The organism is Constantimarinum furrinae (assembly GCF_014295415.1).
Lineage (GTDB): Bacteria > Bacteroidota > Bacteroidia > Flavobacteriales > Flavobacteriaceae > Constantimarinum > Constantimarinum furrinae.
Genome location: NZ_CP052909.1, coordinates 2,579,891 through 2,606,402, shown reverse-complemented (window position 1 = coordinate 2,606,402; position 26,512 = coordinate 2,579,891). Strand labels below are relative to the sequence as shown.

At 40.5% G+C, this 26,512-nt stretch carries 21 protein-coding genes, 2 tRNA genes and 3 rRNA genes; 11 read left to right on the top strand and 15 right to left on the bottom strand.

Annotated features, from left to right (window positions below):
- Positions 1-2: 2 nt before the first annotated feature.
- Positions 3-956: a phosphoribosylaminoimidazolesuccinocarboxamide synthase gene (locus ALE3EI_RS12010; protein ID WP_186988974.1), complete on the top strand. Its 954-nt coding sequence runs from the start codon at positions 3-5 to the stop codon at positions 954-956.
- Here ALE3EI_RS12010 and ALE3EI_RS12005 read toward each other — a convergent pair.
- Positions 931-2,199, bottom strand: a complete 1,269-nt coding sequence (locus ALE3EI_RS12005) for an acyloxyacyl hydrolase (protein WP_186988972.1) — start codon at positions 2,197-2,199, stop codon at positions 931-933. The genes ALE3EI_RS12010 and ALE3EI_RS12005 overlap by 26 nt on opposite strands.
- A gap of 74 nt (positions 2,200-2,273) precedes the next feature.
- Here ALE3EI_RS12005 and ALE3EI_RS12000 point away from each other — a divergent pair, with 74 nt between their 5' ends.
- Positions 2,274-3,647, top strand: coding sequence for an alanine/glycine:cation symporter family protein (locus ALE3EI_RS12000; RefSeq protein WP_186988970.1), 1,374 nt, complete (start codon positions 2,274-2,276; stop codon positions 3,645-3,647).
- Here the strand turns inward: ALE3EI_RS12000 and ALE3EI_RS11995 are convergent.
- The 5 genes from ALE3EI_RS11995 to ALE3EI_RS11975 form a co-directional block, all read right to left on the bottom strand.
- The gene (locus ALE3EI_RS11995; RefSeq protein WP_186988968.1) at positions 3,644-4,582 is read right to left on the bottom strand and encodes a hypothetical protein; all 939 of its coding nucleotides are present in this window, start codon (positions 4,580-4,582) and stop codon (positions 3,644-3,646) included. The two genes, ALE3EI_RS12000 and ALE3EI_RS11995, sit on opposite strands and share 4 nt — an antisense overlap.
- Positions 4,582-5,952: an MBOAT family O-acyltransferase gene (locus ALE3EI_RS11990; RefSeq protein ID WP_186988966.1), complete on the bottom strand. Its 1,371-nt coding sequence runs from the start codon at positions 5,950-5,952 to the stop codon at positions 4,582-4,584. The genes ALE3EI_RS11995 and ALE3EI_RS11990 overlap by 1 nt, the downstream gene beginning before the upstream one ends.
- 221 nt (positions 5,953-6,173) lie before the next feature.
- Positions 6,174-7,043 carry a hypothetical protein gene (locus ALE3EI_RS11985; protein WP_186988964.1) on the bottom strand — a complete coding sequence of 290 codons (870 nt, stop codon included), beginning with the start codon at positions 7,041-7,043 and terminating at the stop codon, positions 6,174-6,176.
- A gap of 167 nt (positions 7,044-7,210) precedes the next feature.
- Entirely contained in the window at positions 7,211-8,296 is a 1,086-nt protein-coding gene (locus ALE3EI_RS11980) for a DNA topoisomerase IB (protein WP_186988962.1), read from the bottom strand.
- Positions 8,297-8,362: 66 nt separating this feature from the next.
- On the bottom strand, positions 8,363-9,448 hold the full coding sequence (locus ALE3EI_RS11975) for a M42 family metallopeptidase (protein WP_186988960.1): 1,086 nt from the start codon (positions 9,446-9,448) through the stop codon (positions 8,363-8,365).
- A gap of 122 nt (positions 9,449-9,570) precedes the next feature.
- Here ALE3EI_RS11975 and ALE3EI_RS11970 point away from each other — a divergent pair, with 122 nt between their 5' ends.
- The 6 genes from ALE3EI_RS11970 to rrf all read left to right on the top strand — a co-directional run bounded on the left by ALE3EI_RS11970 (position 9,571) and on the right by rrf (position 16,291).
- Positions 9,571-10,269, top strand: coding sequence for a DUF4294 domain-containing protein (locus tag ALE3EI_RS11970; RefSeq protein WP_186988958.1), 699 nt, complete (start codon positions 9,571-9,573; stop codon positions 10,267-10,269).
- A 514-nt stretch (positions 10,270-10,783) separates the two neighbouring features.
- A 16S ribosomal RNA gene (locus tag ALE3EI_RS11965) occupies positions 10,784-12,301 on the top strand.
- Positions 12,302-12,492: 191 nt separating this feature from the next.
- Positions 12,493-12,569, top strand: a tRNA-Ile gene (locus ALE3EI_RS11960).
- A gap of 143 nt (positions 12,570-12,712) precedes the next feature.
- Positions 12,713-12,786, top strand: a tRNA-Ala gene (locus ALE3EI_RS11955).
- A gap of 376 nt (positions 12,787-13,162) precedes the next feature.
- Positions 13,163-15,989: ribosomal RNA gene (locus tag ALE3EI_RS11950) — 23S ribosomal RNA — on the top strand.
- Between the two features lie 194 nt (positions 15,990-16,183).
- A 5S ribosomal RNA gene (rrf, locus tag ALE3EI_RS11945) occupies positions 16,184-16,291 on the top strand.
- Together the 16S, 23S and 5S rRNA genes with 2 tRNA genes alongside form the textbook arrangement of a ribosomal RNA operon.
- 280 nt (positions 16,292-16,571) lie before the next feature.
- Here the strand turns inward: rrf and ALE3EI_RS11940 are convergent.
- Complete coding sequence (locus ALE3EI_RS11940; protein WP_186988956.1) at positions 16,572-17,348, bottom strand: hypothetical protein; 777 nt, start codon at positions 17,346-17,348, stop codon at positions 16,572-16,574.
- Between the two features lie 15 nt (positions 17,349-17,363).
- The gene (locus tag ALE3EI_RS11935; RefSeq protein WP_186988954.1) at positions 17,364-18,200 is read right to left on the bottom strand and encodes a DUF4412 domain-containing protein; all 837 of its coding nucleotides are present in this window, start codon (positions 18,198-18,200) and stop codon (positions 17,364-17,366) included.
- A 260-nt stretch (positions 18,201-18,460) separates the two neighbouring features.
- Here ALE3EI_RS11935 and trhA point away from each other — a divergent pair, with 260 nt between their 5' ends.
- Positions 18,461-19,081: a PAQR family membrane homeostasis protein TrhA gene (trhA, locus tag ALE3EI_RS11930; protein WP_186988952.1), complete on the top strand. Its 621-nt coding sequence runs from the start codon at positions 18,461-18,463 to the stop codon at positions 19,079-19,081.
- Here trhA and ALE3EI_RS11925 read toward each other — a convergent pair.
- Both ALE3EI_RS11925 and ALE3EI_RS11920 read right to left on the bottom strand, forming a co-directional pair.
- On the bottom strand, positions 19,078-19,746 hold the full coding sequence (locus tag ALE3EI_RS11925) for a ZIP family metal transporter (RefSeq protein ID WP_186988950.1): 669 nt from the start codon (positions 19,744-19,746) through the stop codon (positions 19,078-19,080). The genes trhA and ALE3EI_RS11925 overlap by 4 nt on opposite strands.
- A complete protein-coding gene (locus ALE3EI_RS11920; RefSeq protein WP_186988948.1) occupies positions 19,743-20,477 on the bottom strand; it encodes a class I SAM-dependent methyltransferase in 735 nt (244 codons plus the stop codon). Before ALE3EI_RS11920 ends, ALE3EI_RS11925 begins: the two co-directional genes overlap by 4 nt.
- 58 nt (positions 20,478-20,535) lie before the next feature.
- Between ALE3EI_RS11920 and ALE3EI_RS11915 the strand changes: the two genes are divergently transcribed.
- Complete coding sequence (locus ALE3EI_RS11915; RefSeq protein WP_186992369.1) at positions 20,536-21,693, top strand: THUMP domain-containing class I SAM-dependent RNA methyltransferase; 1,158 nt, start codon at positions 20,536-20,538, stop codon at positions 21,691-21,693.
- Between the two features lie 32 nt (positions 21,694-21,725).
- Here ALE3EI_RS11915 and ALE3EI_RS11910 read toward each other — a convergent pair whose 3' ends face one another.
- The 3 genes from ALE3EI_RS11910 to rlmD are packed head-to-tail and all read right to left on the bottom strand — an operon-like array spanning position 21,726 to position 24,310.
- Positions 21,726-22,418 (bottom strand): DUF6048 family protein, encoded by a 693-nt coding sequence (locus ALE3EI_RS11910; RefSeq protein ID WP_186988946.1) that lies wholly within the window; start codon positions 22,416-22,418, stop codon positions 21,726-21,728.
- Positions 22,384-22,872, bottom strand: coding sequence for a DUF6452 family protein (locus tag ALE3EI_RS11905; RefSeq protein ID WP_186988944.1), 489 nt, complete (start codon positions 22,870-22,872; stop codon positions 22,384-22,386). The genes ALE3EI_RS11910 and ALE3EI_RS11905 overlap by 35 nt, the downstream gene beginning before the upstream one ends.
- 28 nt (positions 22,873-22,900) lie before the next feature.
- On the bottom strand, positions 22,901-24,310 hold the full coding sequence (gene rlmD / locus ALE3EI_RS11900) for a 23S rRNA (uracil(1939)-C(5))-methyltransferase RlmD (RefSeq protein ID WP_186988942.1): 1,410 nt from the start codon (positions 24,308-24,310) through the stop codon (positions 22,901-22,903).
- A gap of 181 nt (positions 24,311-24,491) precedes the next feature.
- On the opposite strand from rlmD, the gene rocD reads away from it, so the two are divergent.
- On the top strand, positions 24,492-25,736 hold the full coding sequence (gene rocD, locus ALE3EI_RS11895; protein WP_186988940.1) for an ornithine--oxo-acid transaminase: 1,245 nt from the start codon (positions 24,492-24,494) through the stop codon (positions 25,734-25,736).
- 74 nt (positions 25,737-25,810) lie between these two features.
- Here the strand turns inward: rocD and ALE3EI_RS11890 are convergent, their stop codons facing one another.
- Both ALE3EI_RS11890 and ALE3EI_RS11885 read right to left on the bottom strand, forming a co-directional pair.
- Positions 25,811-26,131 carry a CCC motif membrane protein gene (locus ALE3EI_RS11890; RefSeq protein WP_186988938.1) on the bottom strand — a complete coding sequence of 107 codons (321 nt, stop codon included), beginning with the start codon at positions 26,129-26,131 and terminating at the stop codon, positions 25,811-25,813.
- Positions 26,132-26,213: 82 nt separating this feature from the next.
- Positions 26,214-26,510: a DUF2752 domain-containing protein gene (locus tag ALE3EI_RS11885; RefSeq protein WP_233279965.1), complete on the bottom strand. Its 297-nt coding sequence runs from the start codon at positions 26,508-26,510 to the stop codon at positions 26,214-26,216.
- Positions 26,511-26,512: the final 2 nt, after the last annotated feature.

Below are 26,512 nucleotides of genomic sequence, written 5' to 3'. Positions count from 1 at the left end.
TTATGAGTAATACCCTTACCAGTACAAATTTTAACTTTCCGGGTCAGAAATCGGTTTACCGCGGAAAGGTGCGCGAAGTATATACTTTGGAGAACGATATTATGGTGATGATCGCAACCGACAGACTCAGTGCTTTCGATGTGGTCATGCCAAAGGGAATTCCCTATAAGGGTCAGATTTTAAATCAGATTGCTACAAAAATGCTGAATGAAACCAGCGATATTGTTCCCAACTGGCTAATTGCCACCCCAGATCCCAACGTAGCTGTTGGACATGCCTGTGAACCTTTTAAGGTAGAAATGGTGATCCGAGGGTATATGAGTGGCCATGCTGCCAGAGAATACAAATTGGGAAAACGAATGCTGTGTGGTGTGGCCATGCCGGACAAAATGAAAGAAAACGATGCTTTTCCCCATCCTATTATAACACCGGCGACCAAGGCGGAGAAAGGAGATCACGATGAAGATATTTCACGCGAAGAGATCCTAAATCGTGATATTGTTTCGGAAGAGGATTATTTACAACTTGAAGATTTTACCCGAAAATTGTTTCAACGAGGAACTGAAATTGCTGCCGGACGAGGTCTTATTCTGGTGGATACAAAATATGAATTCGGAAAAACGAAGGACGGAAGAATCGTTCTTATCGATGAAATTCATACGCCCGATTCTTCGAGATATTTCTATGCCGAAGGCTATGCTGAAAGACAGGAAAATAATGAACCTCAAAAACAGCTTAGCAAGGAATTTGTTCGGCAATGGTTAATACAGAACGGTTTCCAAGGTCTCGAAGGTCAGGAAGTGCCCGATATGACGGACCAATATATTGAAACCGTTTCAGAGCGATATATTGAACTCTACGAAAATATTACCGGAGAAACATTTAAGAAAGCAGATCTATCCAATATTGAGAATAGAATTGACAACAATGTTAGGGCTTATCTTCGCGATTCATAAAATTAAAACTGTACACATATCCCAAACTAAGTTCAGTAAAGTCGGCCTGTCCGAGGTTGGCATTGATATGAAAGCCCAGATAAAGATTGTTTTTGGGAGCTTTTGTTGTTCCAATAAGATAATATTTCAAACCCATTCTGGTCAAAATAGCATGCTTCAGTTTAAACTTTGAATCAAATTCCCCTAACATCCAGTACTCAGGGATCTCTCTAGGGGTGTTATCCCATCCTTGATTGATTCTCCAGTCGATCTTGTACGCCGGTTTATGAAGATTGTACCCAATGCCGAGATCAATTCCGAAGTGATTCAGTAAAAATTCACCGTTCAAATAAATTCCAATATTAGAGGCGTTCCATCCGGGATTCATCTTGAAGGATTCAAATTCACGTCCATCCTGTACCAATGACTCATTGCCTTCAATATAATCGTAATAGTGCTGATAAAACCTGTAATACGCTCCAACACCTATTCTGAACGTATTGTTAAGGACTTTTCCATACGCTCCCGAAACCGTGTAAATTCCTTTTTTGTCGTTGTAAGCACCGGACAAGACGTTAATTCCATAGCCCGATCTTAAGGAGAGGTAACTATAAGATGAACGCGTGTAACGATTAATATCAATTTCCTCGGAAGTGTTGGCTATATTGCTTTTTAAATCTGCCGAAAGACTTAACAGAAAGGAATTCACCCCTTGGTTGGGTAATCTTGTATGTCCGTTTGAATGGTGAGAGTACCCAATCCCCATACGCCAATCGATTTTTTCGCCCGTTAAAAAATTATAATACATGAATAAGCGAAACGACCAGGCCAGGTCTGTAGTGATGCCTTGATTGTTTGGATTGGTAAGGGGGTCGTATTTTTTGGTAAAATATGAACCGCCCATACCTACATTAACCTTTAACCGATCACTGCGAAAGGCATTAAACTCTATATTGGGCATAAGTGTTATCGCGCTCCCCAAACTGTCTGAATTGCCAAAGTTGGTATAGCCCAGACCAATTCCTGTTCGAACTTTTTTCATGCGTTGCGCCCATTCCTGCCAATTTTTGGATTGATCCCAACCGAAATTCGCCCATAATTGATACTGCAGATTTCTCTCGGGGTAATTACTATTCGATTCAGCCGATTGGCCAACCATGACTTCAGTAGTGAATATAAAACTGTTATTTTGCTTATCCGACAGCTCTTGAGCTACTATAAACAATGGAAGAAATAAGAGTGATACGGTTAGTAATTGCCTCATTAGGGCTGCAATTAAAGTTAATTGAAGCGATTTTCAAAATTTAAATTACTTTAGAGGCACCTAAAAGCACCTATTTGGAAACAATCAATACTTTTTTTTCAGAACTCTCATCATATGCCTGGGGGCTTCCTCTATTGATCTTATTAATTGGTGGCGGACTATATCTTCTTATTAGTATTAGGTTTTTGCCATTTCGCTATTTGGGTCACGCTATCGCGGTGCTTAGAGGACGGTACGATAATGAAAGCGATTCGGGTGAGATTAGTCATTTTCAGGCATTGACGACTGCCTTATCTGCCACTGTCGGGATGGGAAATATTTCAGGGGTAGCTGTTGCCATATTTATAGGAGGTCCTGGTGCAGTATTCTGGATGTGGGTGAGCGCTGTGATTGGAATGTCCACCAAATTTTTTACAGCAACTCTTGCCATTTTATTCAGAGGAAAAGACAGCGAAGGGAAGATTCAAGGTGGTCCTATGTATTTTATTACCGAAGGACTGGGAAAGAAATGGAAACCTCTGGCAGTTTTCTTTGCTCTTTCAGGACTTATTGGAGCTTTGCCGGTCTTTAATGTAAATCAGTTAACACAGGCGATCAATGACATTCTCTTAAAACCTGCCGGTTTGTATAATGGTTTATGGAGTAATCTCATCATCGGATTCTCACTGGTGGGTATCACTGCTGTGGTGATCCTTGGCGGACTCTCAAGAATTAGTAAGACGGCGTCGAAATTAGTGCCTGCGATGGTTGTACTTTACTTTTTGATGGTCGTAATTGTTTTAGGGGTTCATATTGATGTTGTTCCTTATTATTTCAAACTGATATTCACCGATGCATTTTCGGCTTCCTTCTATGAAGGAGACAGTTTTCTTGGTGGTGTATTAGGAGGATTGATCCTTTTAGGAATAAAGCGCGGAGCCTTTTCCAATGAAGCCGGTATAGGGACAGCGCCAATGGCGCACGGGGCAGCAAAGACTAATGAGCCTGTTCGAGAAGGCTTAGTGGCTATGTTGGGACCTGCCATCGATACCTTAATCATTTGCACATTAACCGCGCTCACCATTCTTGTAACGGGAGTCTGGCAATCCAGCGATGCCAATGGAGTGAGTTTAACTGCTACAGCTTTCAGTGAAGCAATTCCCACATTTGGAAAGTACGGATTACTGCTTTGTATTGCAGTTTTCAGTATTTCCTCCCTCTTTTCGTATTCCTATTACGGTACAAAATGTATGTCCTTCTTATTTGGAGCCAAGCATCAGGGATGGTACAATTATTTTTATATCATAAGTATTCTAATTGGGGCGACCACAACGCTAAGTTTGATGATCAACCTAATCGATTCCTTCTTTGCCTTTATGGCTGTTCCTACCATGGTGGCAACATTGTTATTGTCGCCAAAAGTGAACAGAGAAGCACGATCGTATTTTGCCAGACTAAAAAAGCCTTAGTGCAGACTATCTAGATGCGTTTGTAATATTGAAGTAAATTTTTGTGCACCTTTAGGATTTAAATGACTTGGGTTTGTAAAGTCCTTCACGTGGAAGTTGATCGTGTCTTCTTCAGCGTACAAGATACTAACGTTAGTGTATTTTTCTGAAACAATATTCAGTATACTATCTCTTCGGAATAATATTTCTCTGTTTCTTTTTTTGAGAAATGTGCGATACATTGGAGGGTTACAGATAATCACATTAAGATCCTTCGCCTTCAGATAGTCGAGCATTTCAAAGAATAATGTGGTGTTTGTGTCAAATACTGAAAGATTGGGCTCCAAATTGATCTTAAACCCTGCAGTTTCGATCTTAGTTTCGTCATAGTTCATATCTTTAAAGCGTCCGGAATAATTCAGCGTGTCGAATCCAACGGTGTTGTAGCCATATTTCACCGATTTATCATGAAATTGTTCCCCTATCTTTTCAGCAAAATACTTGGGGTTGGATAAAAAAATGAGTCGATCCTTAAAGTAAACCCGCCGTTCAAATGCATTAATGCCATAATACTCATAGTACACACTGTTCTTCCAAAAGTCGGGACTGTTATGAGGCAATTCGAAATGGCTGTATGATACTTCAAGCACTACGGTTGTTAGCTTCGGAAGTCTGGAGTCTAACCCTTTTAAAAGCTTAAAATCGGTATTGTGATGCTGGTCACCTGAAGCCATATTGATACTGGGTTGTTGCAGTATAGCCACGTTGATTCCGTCTTTGATTTGGGAAGAACCAAGGATCAGAACTTCCATGGATCCGGCTTCGGCATTTAGATAGGTGCTGTTTATTTTATAACCCGAAGTGATCTCACGGGAAAGGTATTCAGCAATAAGAACTCCTCCAAGGACCGGAAGGAAAAAAATAAGGATCGATATGACAAATTTACGATGCTTCATTAAAACTGAAAATATAAAAAGGCCTCCTTAGGTTCGGCATATCTGATGATCAAAAAGATTAAAATATAATACAATACCCATCGTACAGGTCTCGGAAAAAACCGTTCTATATCCTGCAGAGGAAAATCTTTTTTTCTGGTTAACATTTCGGCGATGATCATGATGACAAAATACCATAGTTTCGAACCTATTAAAGAAGATATTCTGTCATCGGGAGCAAGCGTAAATATCCTTTTTAGAATAAGGGCAGCTTGATCTATGTTTTCAGCCCTAAAAAATACTGCAGCGATACCGGCCATAATGAATACATATATAAAAGGAACGATTCTTGGGGCGCTATGCAGGTATTTTTTTAAGGTATATTTTTTTGAATTTAATGGAATTCGCTCAGCGACCAAAACTATACCGTTAAATAATCCAAAAGCAACAAAGGTCCAGTTTGCTCCGTGCCACAATCCAACTAAGACCATGGTAATGAGTAAGCCAAAACCTCGAGACCAAAAATTGACTTGTTTTCGGCTTTTAACGAAGGGGATGTAAACATAGTCTGTAAACCAGTTCGTAAGGGTAATATGCCAACGTTGCCAGAGATTCGTGATACTTTGTGAGAGATACGGAAAATGAAAATTTTTGCTCAGTTTAAATCCGAAGAGCTTCGCTGTTCCTAATGCGATATCCGTATAACCGGAAAAATCACAGTATATCTGAAAACAAAAGAGCACTGTCGCATAAATAAGTGTTAGCGACCCATAAGCTTCCGGGTCGTTGTATACCATAGTGACCGCTATGCCTAATTTATCGGCCACCAGTATTTTTTTAAACAATCCCCAAAGGATTTGTCTTAATCCGTCTTTTGCATTTTTAAGGCTGAATTCTCGCTGCGATTCAAATTGTGGAAGCAATTTATTAGCTCGTTCAATAGGACCCGCCACAAGTTGAGGAAAGAAGGCCACAAAACAACAGAATTCAAGTAAATTTTTAGTGGGTTTTTGTTTTCTTCGGAAGACATCGATGGTATAGCTCATGGTCTGGAAGGTATAGAAGCTAAGGCCAACCGGAATGATAACATTCCAGATCGAATAGGTTTCAACACTCAATTGCAGTGAAAATAATTCGGCGAAACTACCGATAAAGAAATTGAAATATTTGAAGGTGATGAGTATACCGAGATTCCAGAATATACTGAATGCGAGCCATAATTTTCTGCTGACTTTATTGTCTGAGTTATGGATCGCTTTTGCAGCTATGAAATCAATTAAAGAGCTTGCGATCAACAAACCTAGAAATCGCCAATCCCAGAGACCGTAAAAAACATAGCTCGATAGGAGTAATACAACATTCTGAAAACGCCGCTTTTTTCTGCCTATCATCCAATAAAGACAATAGACGCTGACAAGAAAGAGACCAAAATCGAACGAATTAAATAGCACCCGGCTGGCTGGTTTTACAGCTAAGATAGAAAAAGGGAGCAACTAAATCCTTATTCCGACTAAAATACTGGCTGTAGAATCTCTACTGTTTAAACAGGTGAATTTTTTGACTGTGTACAAACTGAATTCCTTCAATAATTAAGCACACTGTTTATTCTCTATCAAGGACATGTAGAATCACTTTGAAAAGTTCCGGATAGTAGCCCATAACTATTGGATGGCCACTGCCAAGTTCCATAAACTTCGTTGCAAACACCATCGATAGAAACCGTAATAAAATTTGATTCATGGGTTCCAGTCCATGTCACGGGATTACCGGCTGCGTAGTGACCCACATTAGTTGTTGCGCCGTCTCCACTTTCTATAGCACAGGTATTGTATCCTGAAATGAGAGTACATGCATTCTGATACCCTATTCCATAATAGGTAGTACTGCCCAAAACCGATTGTGTCGTGATCGAACCTACCCCTTGATTGGAACTAAACATCATATTAAAGGTCTGCGTACTTCCGTTGGTCACATTGGGATGTCCGTTACAAGTAGTGCAACTATAAGTACCGGTAATGGCTACTACAGGGGCTTCCATCGTGTGAACAGCAACGATCGCAGTTCCGGATATATTTTGATAATTAGCATCCAAAACTTCTCCAATGTCACCAGCTGCATTCGTTCGTAATGTAAAATTCATTCGATCGGAAGTAAATGAATAGGCTCTAGTCCCCTCAGGCTCCTCACTAATATTAGTAGCATAAATAGTAATCACGTCATTATTCATTAATGTGACCATCGCTCTGGGTATTAAGAGATCGTTGGTTTGTACAGGCGAGGAATATGGCGTGGGAATAATAATATCGAGAACTGCTCGATATTCCGAACCATTCGTTGTGAATATTCCTTTATAGGCGACCGAAGCCTTATCATTAAATATATAATGACTCTTTGCATCTTGAATTAAATCAGTATCGATTTCCGGATGGCAGGAGGAACTTAGAAAAGAAAGTAATATAACTAGGTATGTAAAAGGTTTCATTCAGGGCTATTTTTTGGGAATCAAATGTATTAAATCTGTTTTACTAATTTGATTATTAATTGCCAAAATACATCTTGGAAAATGTAAAATTTTTATGCTAACAAATTGCGAGATACAGCTAATTTATTAACATTCATATGGATTTAATTTTGAGTATAATTGTGTAATTACGCATCCAGCGTTATTTTATATTGCTTGAGCAATTGCAACAACACAGTCTCTGTTCGAGAAAAATGAGGTATAGTTTCAATATCAGATTCGTGATTTAGTTTCTTTAAATAAAACTCAATACTACCATCTTCATATTTTTGGGGCAGAATAGGATGAACATAATATTTTCGACACACCGCACGTGTATTGCCAAGACCGGATGCTGCAGCATCATAAGCACTTAGAATATTTGATTTTAACTCTTTTTTGGTTTTAGGTATCCCTGCTTCGTATAAATATTCAAAAAATAATTTACTGGCTGCCCAGGTTCTGAAATCCTTGGCCGAGAAATGTTCACCCGATATTTCCTGTATGTAATCGTTTACCATACCACTGTCAATGCTGTGGTGTTTTCCATTCTCATCGTAATACTGAAACAACTCCCAACCGGGTATTTCTTCGCATTGCATTACTAATTTTCGCAGCTTTTTGTCTTTTACCTCTACGGCATGTTTTTTTCCCTTTTTTCCAACAAACTCAAATTTAATTTTGTGCTTTAATACATCGAGATGTTTCATACGCATGGTAGATAGTCCATACGTCTTATTCTTTTTTGCATAATACGCATTCCCGATCCGAATATGCGTTTCTTCCATAAGCCTGAGAACCAATGCTAAGCATTTACGTTTGGTCATGGTTTTTAGCTTCAGGTCTGCTTCGATCTGCGATCTGATCTTCGGTAGCACAGCACCAAAGGCTGTCATTTTAAAATATTTGGTTTTGTTCTTAATCTCAGACCAGGCAGGATGGTACTGGTATTGTTTGCGATTCTTTTCGTCTCGCCCAACTACTTGCAAATGACCATTTTTTAGATGGGTGATCCTCACATCTTCCCAGGCTGGAGGAATAACCAAAGATTTTATGCGCTTGAGATCAGTCTTACTCTTAATTTTTTCCTTGTTCCGGGTGTAATAGAATCCGCGACCGTGACGATGTCGTTTAATGGTCAGCTTTTTCTCAGTAATATAAATCAGGTTGGCCATTTTGGCCGCTTCAACTGGATTGTCTAAAATCTTTTTAACCTGAGGTGCATGTATTACCATTGGCTAAAAATAGAATTTCCAAATCCTAAATTTTCTTAAGGAAATAACAATTCCTTCAGAAATTATTTAATCAAAATAGCTAAAGGTTTCACCTTTTTTAATTTTAAGAAGCGTTTCGTATATAAGATTTATAACATTTTCTACATCGTCCCTGTGCACCATCTCTACCGTGGTGTGCATATAGCGTAATGGCAGAGATATTAACGCACTTGCCACCCCGCTGTTGCTATAGGCAAAAGCATCGGTATCGGTACCGGTTGCACGGGATAGGGCAGCGCGCTGAAATGGAATTTTATTTTTTTCGGCCGTTTCAACGATCAGGTCTCTCAGTTTTTGTTGGACTGCAGGTGCATATGCAATTACCGGTCCGGAGCCAATTTCAGCCAAGCCCTGCTTCTTTTTATCGATCATAGGAGTGGTGGTATCGTGAGTGACATCGGTTACTATAGCAACATCAGGTTTTAATCTCTCGGCGATCATCTGCGCACCGCGTAAACCGATCTCTTCCTGCACCGAATTGGTTATATAGAGCCCGAACGGCAACTTCTTTTTATTCTGATGAAGTAGTCTTGCGACTTCAGCGATCATAAATCCGCCCATTCGATTATCCAGCGCCCTGCAAACGAACTTATCTTTATTGAGTATGTGAAACGTATCGGGGTAGGTGATCACACAGCCTACATGAACCCCCATTTTTTCAACCTCTTCTTTATCTTTAGCGCCAATATCTATAAAAATATTCTCGGGCTTTGGTGCCTCTTCTTTGGCCTTGGAGCGGGTATGAATGGCCGGCCAGCCAAAAACGCCTTTTAAGATTCCTTTTTTGGTGTGTATATCAACGATCTTGGAAGGTGCAATTTGATGGTCACTACCGCCGTTACGTACCACATAAAGTAACCCGTTATCACTAATATAATTCACATACCAGGAAATTTCATCGGCATGACCTTCGATAACTACTTTAAAATCAGATTTGGGATTTATAACAGCTACGGCTGTTCCGTAGGTGTCTGTAATAAATTCATCCACATAGGGCTTCAGGTAGTCCATCCACAACTTTTGGCCGTCCCATTCGTAACCGGTAGGGGCTGCATTGTTTAAGTAATTTTCGAGAAAGGTTAATGATTTCTTATTCAGAATTGATTTAGCCATAATGAAGGTTTTCGGTATAGAAAATTGATAGGTAAAATTAGCAATTTATTACTTAGTACTACAAGTCAATTTGTTTATTTTTGGAACGATTTTAGCAGGAATTACAAAAAAGAATAAGCTGAATGAAATTTATTAGAGCACTATGTCTATGCATGCTGGTCTTTCCTTTTTCGGGAATTTCACAGACTACCTATGAGTATGTCGAAAAAAGCGATGACAGCACCGAAACGTTTTATTATATCATTGAAGGAGATACCATCCCCAGAGAATTCATCGATCTGGAGGAGGTTGTCCTTCTCAATAAGCTTGAATTCAATTCCAGGGAAGACAGACGGCGTTACCTTATTTTAAGACGTAAGACACGAAAGGTCTATCCTTATGCCAAACTTGCCGCGGAACGACTTACCACTATGACCGAGCGATTGGCTAAGATTGAAAAAAAAGGAGCGAGGAGGAGATATACCAAACGGGTACAAAAGTATATTGAGGAAGAATTTTCTGAAAAATTAAAGAAGCTTACCCGCACCGAAGGTCAGATTTTAGTAAAATTAATTCACCGTCAAACAGGCAGAACAGCCTTTGAGCTTGTAAAAGAGTTGCGCACCGGTTGGCGTGCCTTCTGGTATAACACTACGGCCAATATGTTCGATATAACCATCAAGGAGGAATATCGACCTTTCGATGTAAAGGAAGATTATTTGATTGAAGATATTCTGGAGCGATCTTTTCAGGCCAATGTATTGGAACGACAGAAGCCGGCTTTTGAAATTGATTATCTGGACCTTACCTCACATTGGAACAAAAAAACTGTTGATAAATAATTGCCTAATACCTTGTGAGGTAATTTCAGTTCCCGTAATTTAGTAGTTCGTTCTGTTTATATTTTTTTGGGTGTTCCCACCTTCGCCTATGGCAAAGGAGCGCCAGGTCTGTCTGCCAGCAAAGGTAGGTTCCTAACACATTTTTTAGGATTTTTTGGAGATAAAATTTTCTTTTTCAGCAGTTTAAAAACTGTTAATAAAAAAGATTCAAAAAATAGTGGAATAGTTTTGGTAGAATGAAAAAATGGGTTGTATATTTGCACCCGCTTTCAAGGGCATGTTCATTAAAATAGTGATTTGGTAATAAAAATTAACGGTTCAATTCCGTTACACTAAGCAAGAAGTTTTCTGGAGTTAATAGAAAACTAAGTTCATTGATTTATTGAAATTGACAGCGTATGAGTTATGTATGGAAACGTATATGACTTGTATTGAAACTAAACTAAGTTAAAGACTCTTGAGATTTTTTTGAGTGAAGATTTTTTGTTGTGCTTGAATTATTATTTAAGATTACACGATGAAGAGTTTGATCCTGGCTCAGGATGAACGCTAGCGGCAGGCCTAACACATGCAAGTCGAGGGGTAACGGGGTGCTTGCACCGCCGACGACCGGCGCACGGGTGAGTAACGCGTATACAATCTACCTTATACTGGAGTATAGCCCAGAGAAATTTGGATTAATCCTCCATAGTCTATATGAATGGCATCATTTATATAGTAAAGGTTACGGTATAAGATGAGTATGCGTCCTATTAGTTTGTTGGTAAGGTAACGGCTTACCAAGACTACGATAGGTAGGGGCCCTGAGAGGGGGATCCCCCACACTGGTACTGAGACACGGACCAGACTCCTACGGGAGGCAGCAGTGAGGAATATTGGACAATGGGCGAGAGCCTGATCCAGCCATGCCGCGTGCAGGAAGACTGCCCTATGGGTTGTAAACTGCTTTTATACGGGAAGAAACCTCCCCTCGTGAGGGGATTTGACGGTACCGTAAGAATAAGGATCGGCTAACTCCGTGCCAGCAGCCGCGGTAATACGGAGGATCCAAGCGTTATCCGGAATCATTGGGTTTAAAGGGTCCGTAGGCGGGCAATTAAGTCAGAGGTGAAAGTTTGCGGCTCAACCGTAAAATTGCCTTTGATACTGGTTGTCTTGAATTAGTATGAAGTGGTTAGAATGAGTAGTGTAGCGGTGAAATGCATAGATATTACTCAGAATACCAATTGCGAAGGCAGATCACTAATACTATATTGACGCTGATGGACGAAAGCGTGGGGAGCGAACAGGATTAGATACCCTGGTAGTCCACGCCGTAAACGATGGATACTAGCTGTTCGGACTTCGGTCTGAGTGGCTAAGCGAAAGTGATAAGTATCCCACCTGGGGAGTACGTTCGCAAGAATGAAACTCAAAGGAATTGACGGGGGCCCGCACAAGCGGTGGAGCATGTGGTTTAATTCGATGATACGCGAGGAACCTTACCAGGGCTTAAATGTAGTGGGACAGGTGTGGAAACACGCCCTTCTTCGGACTCATTACAAGGTGCTGCATGGTTGTCGTCAGCTCGTGCCGTGAGGTGTCAGGTTAAGTCCTATAACGAGCGCAACCCCTGTTGTTAGTTGCCAGCGAGTCATGTCGGGAACTCTAACAAGACTGCCGGTGCAAACCGTGAGGAAGGTGGGGATGACGTCAAATCATCACGGCCCTTACGTCCTGGGCTACACACGTGCTACAATGGTAGGTACAGAGAGCAGCCACTGCGTGAGCAGGAGCGAATCTATAAAACCTATCTCAGTTCGGATCGGAGTCTGCAACTCGACTCCGTGAAGCTGGAATCGCTAGTAATCGCATATCAGCCATGATGCGGTGAATACGTTCCCGGGCCTTGTACACACCGCCCGTCAAGCCATGGAAGCTGGGAGTACCTGAAGTCGGTGACCGCAAGGAGCTGCCTAGGGTAAAACTAGTAACTGGGGCTAAGTCGTAACAAGGTAGCCGTACCGGAAGGTGCGGCTGGAACACCTCCTTTCTAGAGCTTGCCTGCGCGAGCAGGTAAGATAGGTACGACAAAGATTGATCACTCTTTAAAAAGGTCACAAAGCTTTAGCTTGGTTTAGCTGTCAATTTTATAATATAAAGGTCTTAGGTAATTAAGCATTACGTGATGGTTTATACTCTCACTGGCTGGATACTTAATCGCTGGAGGCTTTTTTTTGAAACAGTCTCATAGCTCAGCTGGTTAGAGCGCTACACTGATAATGTAGAGGTCGGCAGTTCGAGTCTGCCTGAGACTACCACGCAGCAAAGCTGCCAGTACTTAGTAACTAGGCACTAGTTATTCGTGCGACGTTCATTGATTATTGAAAGGAAATTCTAGAAGTTGAGAGGTACTTAGTTGTGATACTAATTACTAACTACTATGTACTAACTACTAGTATATGGGGAATTAGCTCAGCTGGCTAGAGCGCCTGCCTTGCACGCAGGAGGTCATCGGTTCGACTCCGATATTCTCCACGATGAATGCTTTAATAAGCAGAATCGGAAAGAGAAAAACGTAGAAAGTTTACTTTTTGAGGTTTTTCGATTGAGATTCTTTTAGAGCATTCTCAAAATTGAAGTTTGAGGATGTTCCGCCAGGGGCGGAAACTCCGACACCGGAAATTTTGACAACCTATTTGATTTATGACCTTGGATAGTTTTTTAGCTGAAGCTACCAGGAGAGATCAGAAACGTTCATTGACATATTGGAATAAGAAATACGAGAAAAGCAAATAATAAAGTAAAAGATCAGTTTGCGGTCTCAGTACTTGGTTGGCAGTTTTACTGTTTACTGATACTGTGTACTGTATACTGAATATATTGAATAACTCATTAAAGAGCAAAAAAGTACAATAAGCAAAGTAAGGGCGTATGGGGAATGCCTAGGCTCTCAGAGGCGATGAAGGACGTGATAAGCTGCGATAAGTTGCGGGGACGGGCACATACCGATTGATCCGCGAATTTCCGAATGGGGCAACCCAGCTATTTGAAGAATAGTTATCCATTTATGGAGGCGAACCCGGGGAACTGAAACATCTAAGTACCCGGAGGAAGAGAAAACAAAAGTGATTCCGTTAGTAGCGGCGAGCGAACGCGGATTAGCCCAAACCAGTGTTGTTACGGCAATACTGGGGTTGTAGGACTGCGACATTCTATGTGTAATGAATTAGAATCCTTTGGAAAGAGGAGCCAAAGAAGGTGATAGCCCTGTATAAGTAAAGATCATAATAGATAGCAGTATCCTGAGTAGTGCGGGGCACGTGAAACCCTGTATGAATCTGCCGGGACCATCCGGTAAGGCTAAATACTCCTGAGAGACCGATAGTGAACCAGTACCGTGAGGGAAAGGTGAAAAGAACCCTGAATAAGGGAGTGAAATAGAACCTGAAACCATACGCTTACAAGCGGTCGGAGCGCATTTATGTGTGACGGCGTGCCTTTTGCATAATGAGCCTACGAGTTACTGTTGCTAGCAAGGTTAATCCTTTAAGAGGTGGAGCCGTAGCGAAAGCGAGTCTGAATAGGGCGTTTTAGTTAGTAGTAGTAGACGCGAAACCGTGTGATCTACCCTTGGGCAGGTTGAAGCTGTGGTAACACATAGTGGAGGACCGAACCCGTTGACGTTGAAAAGTCTTGGGATGACCTGAGGGTAGGGGTGAAAGGCCAATCAAACTCGGAAATAGCTCGTACTCCCCGAAATGCATTTAGGTGCAGCGTTAGTTTAGTTTTATAGAGGTAGAGCTACTGATTGGATGCGGGGGCTTCACCGCCTACCAATTCCTGACAAACTCCGAATGCTATAAAATGTTGACTAGCAGTGAGGGCATGGGTGCTAAGGTCCATGTCCGAGAGGGAAAGAACCCAGACCATCAGCTAAGGTCCCCAAATGATAGTTAAGTTGAATAAACGAGGTTGGATTGCACAGACAGCTAGGATGTTGGCTTGGAAGCAGCCATTCATTTAAAGAGTGCGTAACAGCTCACTAGTCGAGCGATCCGGCATGGATAATAATCGGGCATAAACTATCTACCGAAGCTATGGGCCATTTATGGCGGTAGGGGAGCATTCTGTTTGCGTTGAAGGTGTACTGCGAGGTATGCTGGAGCGGATAGAAAAGAAAATGTAGGCATAAGTAACGATAATGCGGGCGAGAAACCCGCACACCGAAAGACTAAGGTTTCCTCAGCTATGCTAATCAGCTGAGGGTTAGTCGGGACCTAACGCGAACCCGAAAGGGGTAGTGGATGGCCAACAGGTTAATATTCCTGTACCTGCTCACGTTAAAAGTGACGGAGGCGAGAATTAGGTGCGTGCTGACGGAATAGCACGTTGAAGCCAGTGGTAACACGGCGATAGTACACTAAGGCTACGGCTGCGGTGATAATCCTAAAGGATCGACTTCCAAGAAAAGCGAGTGAAGCAGCCCGTACCCTAAACCGACACAGGTAGTTGGGATGAGAATTCTAAGGTGCTCGAGAGATTCATGGCTAAGGAACTAGGCAAAATCGACCCGTAACTTCGGGAGAAGGGTCGCCCTCATTAGATTGAGGGCCGCAGTGAAGAGGTCCAGGCGACTGTTTATCAAAAACACAGGGCTCTGCAAAATCGAAAGATGAAGTATAGGGCCTGACACCTGCCCGGTGCCGGAAGGTTAAGAGGAGATGTAAGCACTTGTGCGAAGCATTGAATTGAAGCCCCGGTAAACGGCGGCCGTAACTATAACGGTCCTAAGGTAGCGAAATTCCTTGTCGGGTAAGTTCCGACCTGCACGAATGGTGTAACGATCTGGACACTGTCTCAGCCATGAGCTCGGTGAAATTGTAGTATCGGTGAAGATGCCGGTTACCCGCTGTGGGACGAAAAGACCCCGTGAACCTTTACTATAGCTTAGTATTGACTTTGGATAAGTAATGTGTAGGATAGGTGGGAGACTTCGAAGCTGCGTCGCCAGGCGTGGTGGAGTCACTGTTGAAATACCACCCTTTACTTATTTGAAGCCTAACCCATGTATATGGGGACAGTGCTTGGTGGGTAGTTTGACTGGGGTGGTCGCCTCCAAAAGAGTAACGGAGGCTTCTAAAGGTTCCCTCAATACGGTTGGCAATCGTGTGTAGAGTGCAATGGCATAAGGGAGCTTGACTGAGAGACCTACAAGTCGATCAGGTACGAAAGTAGAGCATAGTGATCCGGTGGTTCCGCATGGAAGGGCCATCGCTCAAAGGATAAAAGGTACTCCGGGGATAACAGGCTGATCTCCCCCAAGAGCTCACATCGACGGGGGGGTTTGGCACCTCGATGTCGGCTCGTCACATCCTGGGGCTGGAGAAGGTCCCAAGGGTTGGGCTGTTCGCCCATTAAAGTGGCACGCGAGCTGGGTTCAGAACGTCGTGAGACAGTTCGGTCTCTATCTACAGTGGGCGCAAGAAATTTGAGTGGATCTGACTCTAGTACGAGAGGACCGAGTTGGACTGACCTCTGGTGTACCAGTTGTTCCGCCAGGAGCATTGCTGGGTAGCTACGTCGGGAAGGGATAAGCGCTGAAAGCATATAAGCGCGAAACCCACCACAAGATGAGATTTCTTTAAAGGGTCGTGGGAGACTACCACGTTGATAGGTCACAGGTGTAAGTGCAGTAATGTACGTAGCCGAGTGATACTAATAACCCGTATGCTTATGTACGCGCTTTCCTCCCCGCAAGGGGAGGAGGCAACTCTTTTTACCTGAGTATATTCACCTTCTATTAGTTATTTTTCCCTTATTTCTTTTTTCCGATATGTTAAGATATTTGCAGCCAAAGGCTGCAGTACTTAGGGGTTAGTACCCAGGAATTAGACAACTAATTACTAACGACTAACAACTAATTACTTACAACTAAGGTGGTTATAGCGACGGGGCTCACCTCTTACCATTCCGAACAGAGAAGTTAAGCCCGTTTGCGCCGATGGTACTACATTTGTGGAAGAGTAGGTCGCCGCCTTCTTTAAGTCCCGATTCTATAAAGAATCGGGACTTTTTTATGGACTAAACGCAACTTCCACAAGTGGCGTGGTGGAAAAAGCAGGGATCTTGTACGTTAAATAAATAACGAAATCCCTGCGTTTTCCGTTTCAATCTAATGAGCCACCTTCTTTAAAATATGCCACTATATGGGGTAGACGTTGACTCACCGGCCGTCTTTTTCGAGCTCGGGTAAACCTTCTAATAAACCCTCCATGGCTCATTGAGCGAAGGAGGGTTTTTATATCTAGTAAAGTAAAATTTTAATTATTACAAGGTAAAGCACTTAATTGTTCGGCTAACCCATTCGCGTAACTTGCAACTGCTATAGGATGTAGAACTTCTAATGTTTGGTCGATATTATTGCGAATCTCCGGTCTGCCAGTAAGGTAATCTGCTAAATATTCTCCACATTGCTTTACATTTAAATCTAAGAGATCGTAGAGACACCATTCGTTAATATGACCAAATTCGCTTCTATCTATTTGACCTTTTGCAAACATCGTATCAGCATCATTGAATCCAAGCACTATATCAACCATTTGCTCATTTGTCCATTTATAACTAGTCCCTTTTTCAGTAAAAAAGTCCATACAAAAAATGTCCAAATAGATAGTGCCTAAAAATAAAGAATAAGATTCCATGATTTTTTTACGTTCTTCACAGGTGAGAGTTCCTTTTGCAATTACAGCTTCATAGGAAATAACTTTCCAATATTTCAATCTTATATTCTTAGCACATAGATATTCTTTTGGTGCATCATGTGCTGTTGCATCGACCATGGAAACAAAAGAATCACTCATCCAATTTCCAACAGGACCGGCTTTTTCATCACTCAGTATGGCATTGATCATTCCAAGAGGGTTTTCGCCTAACATTCCCATATTGAATTCAGCCTCTCCATTTCCATCTTCATACTCCTCATCTTCATCTCCTTCATACAGATCGAAATAGTCTTCAGGAACAGGCGTTTGTGCCGCAGTTTGATAGCTTAACACTGTAATAAATGAAAAGACTATAAATATTAGTTTAACTTTCATAAAACATCTTTTATATTAAAATCCAGATTGATAGTCTTTTTTATGTATTTCCACAGAATTTTCAACGAGCTGAGTACATAGTATTTCCATGTTATCTCTTTTGCCTTTATTGGCTATGTAATTCATTTCAAGCATCAATGAATTTACAGTGATAGGATAATTTCGGGCACTTTTTGGAAGTGATTTGAAATTGGCATATACTCCATTAATAGTAACCGGGGCATCGTTGGTTACCCAAAATTTACCCACTCCATCCTTGGATATCACCTTATAACCGTCGCACTTATATCCCAGAATTGTTTTTCCTTCTATGGGAATTATTTGAACATCTTCATCGTCCTCGGGAATGATCTTTTTACCAAATTTTTTCTCAGATTTTTTTATATTTGGCATCTTCATTTTCATAGCCATTTTTTGTTCCCCGTTATCCATAAAAGTGACCATTGCATTTTTTTTGAAATCGTAAACCATAAGTCGATTCCCTTGTTGCTCATTCATTTGGTTTGCAAAATAGTCTGCTTTGGGTTCTAACAAATATTCAAGCGACATAGATTCTTTATTCGTTTTTAATTCATATACAAGACTATAAGAGAATGTATAGGTGTCTCTAATTTCTTCAAGTCCGCCACCAAAGAAGTTTCCCAGTTTAGTGTTTTGAGCTTCTTGTTCTTCTTGTGTTGGAGGAGTAACTTCTTCCGTATTTTCATCACCCTCTGCCGGAGTAGATTCACTTTCCTTTTCCGAACCAGTTACATTATTGATCTTTTCTTTGATCTTCCTGAATAGTTGCGCCTCTGCTGTCGCATTACCAAGAAATAAAGTAATGCATATTAATAGAATCTTTTGTTTCATTGTTTAAAAATTAAAAAGTTGATATGATCGTCTTGATAGTCAAACTTAGAAACAACCATTTTGTCATAATCACACTTTTGTAACATTTTACTAAACATATGTAACATTTGATAAATTTATTTCCCAGTATATTTTGATATGGATACCTTTACTGCAAAAGCGATAGCAGCGGCATCCCCTCCTTCGCTCTGAAAGAGCTACGGAGGGATATAGCGGAAAGCGCGACCCTGCACAGCAGGGTTTTGCCCAAAAACAAAAGGATGTATAGCAAAAAAGAGGAATTTTGGCACGCCATATCCCATGGTATTGGAATTGCCCTGGGAATATTAGGCTTGGTGCTTCTGGTAATTTATGACAGTGGGCGTACCGATTTTAGTACTTTGAGTGTATGGATCTACGGATTTTCTATAATCACTCTTTATACCGCATCTACTGTGTATCATGCCGTGTCACACGAAAAGTGGAAGAATATACTTCGGAAGATCGATCATATTAGTATTTATCTGCTTATTGCAGGGACTTACACCCCTGTAGTTCTAATATCCTTGGAGGAATCGGCAGGTTGGATCATATTCTGGGTAGTATGGGGAATTGCAGCCTTAGGCACTATACTTAAGATCTTTTTTACAGGAAGATTTGAGATTTTTTCACTCTCTTTATACGTAGTAATGGGTTGGCTCATTGCATTTGATTTCTCCAACCTCGCAGCAAATCAGTCGGATCTTGGGATCACACTGCTTGCTTTAGGGGGTGCGTTGTATATGTTAGGAATCATATTTTATGTAGTAAAACGAATTCCTTATAATCACCTCATCTGGCACTTTTTTGTACTGGGAGGCAGTATTTGCCACTTTATGTTTATTTTTTTGGATATCATCTAAATGAGATAGGCGGTTGTAAATCCTACGATGATCACAATGAGTTTTGCTAAATTGAATTTGTGATCCTTACTGCTTTCATACAAAATGGTGGTCGAAACATGTAAAAATATACCAATTACCAATGCCGTGATCTCTGTAGCGTATTTCTGAAAATATTCGATATGATTAGAAAGAAGATTTCCCAATGGTGTCATTAAGGCAAATAAAAGCATGAATGCAATAGTGATTCCGGTGCTGTATTTTGCTTTGATAAAAAAGAAAGATAGTATAATGGCTACAGGAATTTTATGAATGATGATTCCTATAAGAATATTGTTTTCTTCGGAAACGGGAAATCCCTCCAGAAGTGCATGAATGGATAAGCTGAAGAAAAGTAACCAAGGAAAATTACGTTTTTCTGAATGCAAATGAACATGTCCGTGCTCTGCTCCCTTTGAAAAGTACTCAAGGCAGATCTGAAGCAGAATCCCAACAATGATGAACAATCCGATTCGCCGGGTTGGCATTTCAAAGACTTCCGGGAGTAATTCAAGGATGGTCATCGATAAGAGGAAAGCACCACTAAATGCCAGATACATCGACATTTCATGCGTTGTTTTTGCTTTTAGGAGTAACGCGATGACATAACCAATGGCAACAGCAAGAAATAATACCAAATAGATCATTTACCAAATATTAAAATTAATCTTTCTGACGTCTCTTCATCAAACTCGGCTAACGAATAATTACCAAAACAATCTGTTAGCCGTACTCCGGCTTGGTCGAAATAATCTTTAAAATCTTCCAGATGTAACGCTTTCACTCTTTCGGTAAAGAAATAATCCTGCCCCTTATCTGAAAATTTGATATCCTTAAAGATATAGTCGTTTTCAAGATACCGTTCAATACTAAAAGTGATATCACCTACCGTCTTTTTTTCTTTTGGGTTTAAATGTTTTTTTACTTTCTGAACATTTAAAAAATCAATTACACCTCGGCCATTCTCCTTAAGATTGCTCTTTATCGCTTTTATCGTACGCAGATTGTCTTCTTCAGATTCGAAATACCCAAAACTTGTAAATAGGTTGAACACGCCATCAAATTGTCGCGGATAAGGTTTACACATATCGTGAACCTCAAAATGAAGGGTGTCATTTTCAAATTTTTTGGCATATGCAATACTCTCGGGAGACAGATCAACCCCGGTAACTTCATAGCCCAACTTGTTCAAGTATTTTGCGTGCCTGCCTTTCCCACAAGCAAGATCCATAATTTTTGCTCCTATTGGCAATTGAAGATACGAGGTGAGTTGGTTCATAAAATTGCCGGCTTCCTCATAGTCCCTGTCTTTATAAAGAATGTGGTAATAGGGGGTATTGAACCAGGATGCGAACCAATTATCTGTTTCTTTTTGCATTCTGAAGATTTTGCAGTGCTAAAATACTGTATTTTTGCAGGAAATTACGGGATTACCTATGGGAAATAATTTTAAAATGATCGCTAAAACACTCTATGGTCTCGAAGACCTGCTTGCCACGGAATTACGGCAACTAGGGGCCTCGGCTGTAGAAACGGGCACCAGAAATGTTTCCTTTGAAGGAGATCTGGGCTTTATGTATAAGGCGAATCTTTGTTGTAGAACCGCAATTCGAATATTAAAACCTGTTCATTTCTTTAATGTTTTTAACGAAGATGATCTATACAAGAAGATCTACGACTTACCCTGGGAGAATTATATGGATGCAAATGGGAGCCTCGCTATAGATGCTACTGTTTTTTCCAAAGAATTTACCCACTCTCAATATGTGGCCTTAAAATCTAAGGATGCAATTGTAGATCGCTTCAGAGACAAAACCGGAGAACGACCGGACGTGGATCTGGACCATCCCACATTGCGAATTAATATTCATATTGACAGGAATATCTGCACGGTGTCCTTAGACAGCTCGGGACAATCGTTACATAAGCGAGGGTATAAAGTGTCCAGCACTGTTGCTCCCATAAACGAAGTACTTGCTGCCGGGCTTATCATGTTATCGGGATGGAATGGTCAGTCAGATCTTCTCGATCCCATGTGTGGTGGAGGGACTATTTTGACCGAAGCAGCAATGATCGCCTGCAATATCCCGCCGAATCTAAATCGTGAGGAATTCGGATTTGAAACCTGGCCGGACTTTGATGAAGACCTGTTTGAGGTCATCGAAGATGCGGCGTTAAAAAAAATAAGAGATTTTCATTTTAAGATCTACGGATTTGACACAGATCCAATGGCTGTTAAAAGTGCCAAAGAAAATGTGAAAAGCGCCAATCTTTCAGAATTTATAGAGATCAGTAATCAGGATTTCTTTGAAAGCAAAAAAGAAGCAGAGCGTCCCATGTATCTTATCTTTAATCCGCCCTATGACGAGAGGATAAGTGTAGATGATATCTCTGAGTTCTACAGTAAGATCGGGAACACATTAAAACACGGTTATCCTGCCACTCAGGCATGGATGATTACCAGTAATCTCGAAGCGCTTAAATTTGTCGGGCTTCGGCCTTCAAAAAAAATAAAGATATACAACGGTAAATTGGAGGCACGATTTGTGAAATACGAAATGTATGCGGGTAGCCGGAAGGCGAGTAAGCAGTAGGCAGTACCCTATAGGCAGTTGGCAGTAACGGGTTACTTTTTGAAGATTGGTATGAGATAGGAGATCGAATACCCGTAGCCGGCACCAAACTTACTGAAATCATAGGTTCGATTAAATCCGGGGATATACAGATTGTCAAAATTTTCGGGTTTGTCCTCAGAGATCATTTGTTTCAACTGCAGATTTAGAGATAAATAAAGGTTGTTTATCACTTCTACTTTTACTCCAACGATTAGTTCGGCCCAATGGGCAGTAAGTCCGGTAAATTCCTGTGGTTCTACTCTAAAACCAGGAGGAAAGGTCTGATTTGTGGTATAGATCCCATATGCCAACAATTCCTGTTTAAATGTTGAAAGGCCATATCGGAGACCGCCAAAAATTGAATTTTCCATTCCCAGCCAGTTGTTATAAGCGTTGTAGTCTGCTCCAATTTTTATATAACTTCCGCTGGCAATAGAATTGAGATTGCTTTCAAAGCGCTCCTTTTTTTCATTTCCCAGTTCGGCTGCGGCATAGAATTTATCACTCACCCTGAAATCTCCCATAATTTCAAATCCGCTGTAGCCATCTTCTAACAATGTGCGAAGTGGTTTAGCAATATCAATTCCAACCCGAAGTCCGTACTTTTCATTATTCGAAATTGAGTCGGTGTCCTGTTGCTCCTGCGCCGAAACCGGTATACAATACAGGCTAATGAAAAATAGTAATATGAGCAGCTGTTTCATTTTCTATAGTTGTATTGATCACATTTAATGTGTTGATCCAGTTGGTGGTTCCTTCATTCTCTACGGTAGCCGATAGTTCGGCATAGACAGTTTTAAAGGCACAGGCGCGGTTTACATAAATATCTTCACGAGTATATGTAAAGTTGACGGTGTCTGTGTTTTCTGAAGAGGTTCCGTCATTTTTAATAAACAGAAATTCGGTGTTGTTTGCGTTAACTTTTAATGGAATGGCTATGGAATCGGTCGTATTTTGAACAAAGACTGAAACATTATTGGCGTCTGTTGACTCTATTGTAAGGTTATTCACACTTTTGGGGAGGAGGGGGTTGTTACTGTCTTTAAAAGTAATGATAAGCAGAGGAGTAGTAGCTGTTTCTTCGGCACAGATATCGTCTCGGGTACAGCCGTTGAAGATAGTAATTAGAGCGAGGGCAAAAAGTATTCTTTTTATCATATTCTTTTCTGAAAAATATCAGCAAGCATTATCGTTTCTCCAAAAGTACAACATTTTCTACGTGGTGCGTTTGCGGGAACATATCTACGGGTTGAACTTTTGTCACTTTATAGGTGTCGTCCATAAGCGCAAGGTCCCTGGCCTGAGTAGCGCTGTTACAACTCACATACACAATTTTTGGAGGTGATAATTTTAGTAATTGAGAAACAACATCGGCATGCATTCCATCCCGTGGAGGATCTGTAATTACAACATCGGGTACACCATGTGCATTTATAAATTCATCATTAAATACATTTTTCATATCGCCAACATAGAACTCGGAATTCGTTACTTCATTAAGCAAGGCGTTTTCTTTAGCCGCTTCAATTGCTTCCGGTACCGATTCAATTCCTATTACCTTTTTTGCATTTTTAGCCACAAATTGAGCAATTGTACCTGTTCCTGTGTAGAGGTCGTAAACAAGCTCGTCGCCCTTCAGATTTGCAAAATCCCTGGTTACTTTATATAATTCATAAGCCTGTTCGCTGTTTGTCTGGTAAAAGGACTTGGCATTGATCTTAAATCTCAGTGTTTCCATTTCTTCAAAAATATGGTCTCTTCCGTGGAAACAGTGAACTTCTTGATCGTAAATAGTATCATTCCCTTTCGAATTGATTACATATTGTAATGAAGTAATTTCGGGGAATTCATCTTTCACTGCGTTTAAAAGAGCTTCTCTTTTGGTTTTGTCTTCGGAATAGAACTGCACCAATACCATAATTTCATTAGTGGATGTAGTTCGTATCATTAGAGTTCGTAACAAGCCTTCCTGTTTGCGGGTATTAAAAAACGAGAGATCGAGTTCTTCAGCTTTATTTTTAATAAAAGTTCTAATGGCATTGCTGGGATCTTGCTGAAGATGACACTTCTTTATGTCGAGAATCTTATCCCACATGCCCGGAATATGAAACCCTAGAGCATTTCGGTTTTCAATTATTTCATTACTCTGTATTTGTTCCAGCGTAAGCCATTTATTGTCACTGAAGGAAAATTCCATTTTGTTGCGATAAAAGTAGGTCTTTTCAGAACCTAAAATGGGCAATATAGAAGGGAGATCGATCTTGCCGATCCGGTTTAAGTTATTTTCAACTTCCTTCTGCTTATAGAACAATTGGTGTTGGTAACCCATATTTTGCCATTTACAGCCTCCGCATACACCAAAATGTTGACAAACGGGTTCAGTTCTTTTATCAGACAGTTCAGAAAATGAAATCGCTTTACCCTCGTAATATGCTTTTCTTTTTTTAGTGGTTTGAACCGTTGCTGTATCTCCCGGAACTGCATTAGAAATAAACACAATCTTTCCGTCGGGTGCTTTGGCTACTGCTTTCCCTTTTGCACCGGCATCTATTACTTTAAGATTTTCTAAAACGATGCGATTGTTTCTTCTTCCCATGGCCGCTAAAGTACTATAAATAGACCTTTTTATTTAGTTTAAAGCTTTAAAAAATGTGAGATTATTTTATTAATTTTACCGCTCAAGGATGATTTCTCTCCTCCGCTGAATTTTCGATTCTCTCGAAGAAATAAAGGTACAGAAGGAATTTAGTTTTATTCACTTTTTAAATTTTATTGAAATGGCAGTTTTAGAGCAAACGTCATCGCAACAAGCGATCGATCTGGAAAATAAATACGGAGCGCATAACTATCATCCTCTTCCGGTGGTATTACGTAGAGGAGAAGGAGTTTATGTGTGGGATGTTGAAGGAAAAAAATATTTTGACTTTCTTTCGGCCTACTCTGCGGTAAATCAGGGGCATTGTCATCCGCGAATCGTTAAAGCTATGCGTGAGCAGGCCGAAACACTTACGTTAACATCAAGAGCTTTTTATAATGATATGCTGGGGAAATATGAAAAGTACGCATGTGAGTATTTTGGTTTCGATAAATTGCTTCCAATGAATACAGGTGCAGAAGCTGTAGAAACCGCATTAAAACTTTGTAGAAAATGGGCATATGAGAAGAAAGGGATTTCTGAAAATGATGCGGAAATTGTAGTATGTGAAAATAATTTCCACGGAAGGACAACGACCATTATTTCATTTTCAAATGATCCGGTTGCTCGAAAGAATTTTGGCCCCTATACGCAGGGTTTCATCAAGATTGAATACGATAATTTGAATGCTTTAAAAGAAACTTTAGAGAATAATCCTAATGTTGCGGGCTTCTTAGTTGAACCTATTCAGGGTGAAGCAGGGGTATATGTTCCTTCTGAAGGATATTTGAGACAAGCCAAAGAATTATGTGAGAAACACAATGTATTATTTATTGCTGATGAAGTACAGACGGGTATCGCCCGAACCGGTAAACTACTGGCTGTAGACCATGAAAATGTAAAACCTGATGTTTTGATTCTCGGAAAAGCCTTAAGTGGTGGTGCATATCCTGTTTCGGCCGTTTTAGCGAACGATGCGGTAATGGAAGTTATTAAACCCGGAAACCACGGTTCTACTTTTGGAGGAAATCCGGTTGCTGCTGCTGTAGCTATGGCGGCATTAGAGGTAATAAAAGATGAGAAGCTTGCTCAAAATGCACAGGAATTGGGTGAACTTTTCAGAAAGGAAATTTCAAACTATATAGAAACCAGTTCAATTTGTAGCTTAGTGAGAGGTAAGGGCCTCTTAAATGCTATTGTCATTAACGATAGTGAGGAAAGTGAAACCGCCTGGAATATCTGCTTACGTCTGAGGGATAACGGACTATTGGCCAAGCCTACACATGGTAATATCATTCGATTCGCTCCGCCCTTGGTAATGAACAGGGAACAACTATTGGAATGTGTTTCTATTATTACCGAAACCTTAAAGGAATTTGAGGGATAAATAGAAGTAAAATGATCTAAATAAAAAACGTCCGCAAAATGCGGACGTTTTTCGTTAATTATATTAATTAGAAATTACATACCGTATTCCCGCATGAATTCTTCATTCATATTCATAACACCATCCATACCTAATGTAGCGAAAAGGAAAATCACATATCCGAGATAAATCACACTTAGAATGATCCCTATGATAGAAAGTATTTTACCGGTTTTTACATTTTGATAGCCACTATATTGTTCCGGATTAGCCAAATACAGTGCATTGGCCTTTTTAGACATTACCATTGCAATGATACCGAATACCAGTCCGAGCCCATAGCAACAGCAGGTAACTATCGATATGATCCCGAAAACCAAGATAAGGGTTGAATTTGGTAGTTTTTGTTTTTCCATAATTGATTTGTATTTAGTTGATTAACAAGTTAAATTTAGTAGAAATAATCGGAACTTACTATGGAAATGATTTTTTTTGTCTTTAAATGAATTTGTTCATTTTTATCACATAACTCACTATAATGATGATTACGTTCAAAAAAAGCAATCCCATTTTTATTCTGAAGTCATTTTTAAACTTCACAAAAAGATTAAAAATAACAAACGCGACAAGTACAATGAGTGTATAGATGGCAGGATACATTTTAAAGGCCGCGGCAAACTCACCTCTTAAAAGTAAGACTGTGGCACGTTGGATGCCACAGCCTAAACATTCTATCCCGAAGATTCTCTTATTGGTGCATTGAAGCATGTAATCTTCGAGACCCTCTATAAGCATAA